Source organism: Arthrobacter sp. I3, assembly GCF_000520575.1.
Lineage (GTDB): Bacteria > Actinomycetota > Actinomycetes > Actinomycetales > Micrococcaceae > Arthrobacter > Arthrobacter humicola_A.
Genome location: NZ_KI914975.1, coordinates 5,053 through 8,781, shown reverse-complemented (window position 1 = coordinate 8,781; position 3,729 = coordinate 5,053). Strand labels below are relative to the sequence as shown.

Sequence of the window (3,729 nt, the reverse complement as noted above, 5' to 3'; positions counted from 1 at the left end):
TTCCGGCCGCAAGAGCACAACGGAGGACGGCGGGAGGTCCCGCCGTCCTCCGCAAAATGTGGCAGTCAGCGCCGTCCGGTTAGGACTCCGCACCCGTTTTTCCAGGGGCGAGACCGTAGAAGGGCGTGAACCGACCTCTGGCTCCGGGGGAAATGTTGGAAAGGACGACCGAAGCGCTCTCCGGTGCTGCCAAATGGTATCTGTTGGATTGCGGATGTTTCCGGGGGAGTCCAGTGTTTGCAGGGGTTGGAATGCAGTTCGAGTCCCACCTCGGGCACAGCAACCCCCTCGTCAGAGGGGGTTTTGCTTTAACGTGTCAACATTGACCCTGTTCGGGTCCCTCTGACGTTTGTCGCGGCCTGTTGCTGGCCGCCGCGATGGCCTATGAAGTTATGTGGGTGGCGGGTTCAAGGTCCTGGCTGGTGGGCCCTCCGCCTGCCGGGATGTGGGGTCATGTTGGTCTCCTTTCCGGCTTGGCCTGGCAGCCGTGGTTGGTCCAGTACCTATTCATGCGGTGGGGTTGTGGTGACGATATGACCTGCGCGAAATTTCTTCGAGGTTCTTGCCTCGATTCGCTGCTTCTTGGGGCCTGGGGGAGAAGCTGGTGGCTGTTTATCCGGCCAAAGGGGGTGTGTACAGTGGCCACACCGGTGTCTAGATGACGCCGTGGCTCATCGGTGACCCTCTCGTTTCCTATTTCTACTGACACGAGGTGGAAGGTTCCTCCTTCTGCATCTCGCTGCCGAATGGTGACATCCAACCCGAACTCCCGCACGGGGTCTTCTTCCAGGACACGCGCATCCTGTCCCGCTGGAACCTCACCGTCAACGGCCAGCTGCTGGAGCCGTTGGCGGCGGAAACGAAGGAACTCTACCGGGCGTTGTTCGCCGGCCGTGTTGCCCGGCCCGGCTGCACCGTTTGTTCGTCCCGCACCGGGAGATTTGCCTCCGCAGCACCGGCGCCGGATTGAGTCGGTGGCGAGGATTCCGGTGCTGCAGATGGGCCACGGTTCCATCGAACGGACCTGCAGCGCAGCTGCGACGATCTGGGCGCGCTCAGGATCGAAGACCCCGACCATCCGGACCGGCTGGTGGTCGCCGCCGGAGCGCCCTGGTTCATGACTGCGGCCGGTCTGGTGCGCTACGGTTTCGTGAAAGAAGCGCAGCAGACCGCTACGGCACTGCTTGAGGCTGCCCAGTACTCGGACGGCCGGTTGCCCGAGCTCCTCTGCGGCTTCGACCGGGAACGGTTCACCCAGCCCGTGCCGTACCCGACGGCGTGTTCGCCCCAGGCCTGGGCCGCGACCGCGCCGATTCCGCTGGTGACAAGCCTGATGCGCTACGACGCGCATGTATCCCGGGGTGGTCTGTGGCTGGACCCGGTACTGCCGGAGGCCTACGGCGGCCTGCACATCCCCAATGCCCCCATGGCCGGCGGCCGGATTACCATCGACATTCCCGGTTCCACCACCTACGTCCAAGGGCTACCCAAGGGCATGGCTCTGCACCGGGGGCACCGGCCCTGGATGACCGAACTGGCGGAACAGGCCAGGCTGCGCAAAGAACCTTAGCGGGACGAGCAGGCCCGACAGCCTCATGGCCAACTCGGCATGTCACCTCCTGCTCACCTCAGGCGGGGAGGTGGGCAGCAGCAACTGGGCCTTGCCGTCGCGGTCCACTCGATAAGGGCTACGGATTAATGTCATCTGCACGGCGGGAACTCCCTGGTCCCATAGAGTTCCCGCCGTGCGGATGGTGTTTGTGGTGCGGGTTCGTCCCTGTCAGTCCTGGCGGACCTTGCTGGGGTCGACGTTCCGGGCGGCGAAGATGAGCAGGCCGGAAGCCAGGATGGGGAGGACGCCCCACCATAGGGTGGCGTTGATCCAGCCGGCGCCGGCGGCGAGGGTGGCGGTGATCAGCAGGCCGCCGATGATCGCTCCGACCTGGCCGGACGCGTTGATGATGGAGCTTCCCGTTGCCCGGGTGTGGACGGGGAAGCTTTCGCCGGTGAAGAACAGCAGGGCGGAGAAGGGGCCGATGAGGAAGAACAGCCCGGCGCTGTACAGCCCGATGATGAGCGGGAAGTTCCCGTTCGGTGCCTGGAGCATGGTGAAGAAGGAGACGGCACACAGGATCCAGCCGATCCCGATCGCGTTGCGGCGCCCGATCCGGTCGCCGAGCCAGCCGTGGAACAGGTAGCCGGCGAAGGCCGTGGCATTGGAGATGATGAGTACCAGCAGCGCGTTGTCGAACTCGATGTTCTTGCCGTCCGGTGCGGTAAGCAGCGACGTGCCGAGGATCGCGAATGCAAGGACGCCGAGCCAGTTCAGGAGGAAGGCTCCGCCGATCGTCAGGGTGGACCGCAGCGACTCCCCACGGAAGACCGAGACGAGCGGACTGGCCTTCTCCGAGACGTCGATTCCGTATTTCTCCCCGAGCTGCTGCGCCTCTTCCACCCTGCCGTCCTTGATCATCTTGTCGATCTGGTGACGGTGGGCGAATTGGGGGCTCTCCTTGAGCCAGCGTCCGGCGATGACGATGAAGACGGCGGGGATGGCGGCCACGGCGAAGCAGAGCGCCCACCCGCCGATGGGGAACAGCAGGTAGACGGACCCGGCAGCCAGGACGGAGCCGACCGGCCAGCCGGATTGGACGAGTGAGTAGATGAGACCGCGGCGGCGGGCCTTGGCGGGATCGCTGTTGTGGGCAAACATCTCGTTGAGGTAGGCCGCGTTGATGGCCTGTTCGGCGTAGCCGAGGCCGGCCAGTGAACGCACGAGGACCAGGAAGACGAGTCCCAGGCCGGCCGCGATGCCCACAACCCAGCCGACAATGGCGGTCAGCAGTGAGGCGACGGCGGCACCGACGACGGCGATCAGGATGCCCTTGCGGCGGCCGATCCGGTCGACGATCGGGCCGATCCCGAAGGCCACGAGTGCAGTGCCGGCGGTCACCCAGGTATTGATCCCCGTGGACTGGGCCGCGCTCAAGCCGAGGTCTGCGGCCAGCACCGGCAGGAGGTTGCCGAACAGGACGAAGTCATAGACGGCGAAGGTCCAGGCGAAGAAGCAAATCCAGGTGGCCAGCCGGACGTCCTTGGGCGTGACATCAGACTCGACAAATTGAAAGGTTGGGGCAGTGGTCATAACGGTTCCTAATTCACGGGGATGGTGGGATGTGATCAGTAGGGAACGAAGGGGGCGGCCTGGAGACCAGCGTCAATAACTGGCTCCAGGCCGCCCCTTTTACTGCGTTTACTGGCTTAGGTTGCGGAACTGAGCTCGGCGACCAAAACCTCGCGGCGTTCGGCGGTTGACCTCAGATCGACCGTGAGTTGGCCGTTGACCTCCTTGATGACCACACCGTAGTCACGGGCGGCCGCCTCGGCGGTCGTGAAGCCGTCCAGCACGTCCTCGAGGACCTTCAGCGGGTCCCGCTTGTGCGGGTCGCCGAAGCCACCACCGCTGGGCACGGTGATCTGCAGGGAGTCACCGGCCAGCAGTTGACGTCCGGTGACCTTGGACGGCCAGGACTCCTCGCCCGCCCGGCCGACGTTCTTCACGAGCGAGCCGTTGAGGCCGTCATGGCCGCCGAAGGCTCCCCATGGGACGTCCGACTCGTGGCGTTCACCCTCGCAGGTGATCGCGGTGTCGGTCAGGAAGGTGTTCTCCCGGACGATGCCGATGCCGCCGCGGAATTCACCGGCGGCCGCCGGCTCGGAGCGCAGTTC

2 protein-coding genes and 1 pseudogene are annotated in these 3,729 nt (G+C 65.0%); 1 reads left to right on the top strand and 2 read right to left on the bottom strand.

Features of this window, described 5'->3' with window-relative positions:
- Positions 1 to 712 precede the first annotated feature (712 nt).
- Positions 713 to 1,570, top strand: a pseudogene (locus Y706_RS28525) (glycogen debranching N-terminal domain-containing protein).
- 210 nt (positions 1,571 to 1,780) lie between these two features.
- Here Y706_RS28525 and Y706_RS0122030 read toward each other — a convergent pair.
- Both Y706_RS0122030 and Y706_RS0122025 read right to left on the bottom strand, forming a co-directional pair.
- Positions 1,781 to 3,145, bottom strand: coding sequence for an MFS transporter (locus Y706_RS0122030; protein WP_043437068.1), 1,365 nt, complete (start codon positions 3,143 to 3,145; stop codon positions 1,781 to 1,783).
- A 116-nt stretch (positions 3,146 to 3,261) separates the two neighbouring features.
- Positions 3,262 to 3,729: hydantoinase B/oxoprolinase family protein (locus tag Y706_RS0122025; RefSeq protein ID WP_028278269.1), on the bottom strand; the 468-nt coding region annotated here is incomplete at its 5' end.